General features: G+C 62.2%; 1 protein-coding gene. It reads left to right on the top strand.

The features are described from left to right. Nucleotides 1-21 precede the first annotated feature (21 nt). A partial coding sequence (locus IF27_RS29665; protein WP_110946371.1) for a roadblock/LC7 domain-containing protein occupies nt 22-392 on the top strand: 371 nt, incomplete at its 3' end.

Genomic DNA, 392 nt, shown 5'->3' on the forward strand with positions numbered 1-392 from the left:
AGGAGCGTTAGTGTGAGGCCGATGAGCCAGGCGGCGCAGAACCTGAACTGGTTGATCACCAGTTTTGTGGAGAACACTCCGGGGGTGTCGCACACGGTGGTGGTGTCCGCCGATGGTCTTCTTCTGGCGTTGTCCGAGGGGTTTCCGCGGGATCGTGCGGATCAGTTGGCGGCGGTGGCTTCGGGGCTGACGTCGTTGACGGCGGGTGCGTCGCGGATCTTCGAGGGTGGTGCGGTGAATCAGACGGTGGTGGAGATGGAGCGTGGTTTCCTCTTCATCATGTCGATTTCGGACGGTTCGTCGTTGGCGGTGCTGGCGCATCCGGAAGCGGACATCGGTCTGGTGGGGTACGAGATGGCGTTGCTGGTCGATCGTGCCGGTACCGTTCTGAC

The organism is Streptomyces avicenniae, from assembly GCF_000719135.1.
GTDB lineage: Bacteria > Actinomycetota > Actinomycetes > Streptomycetales > Streptomycetaceae > Streptomyces > Streptomyces avicenniae.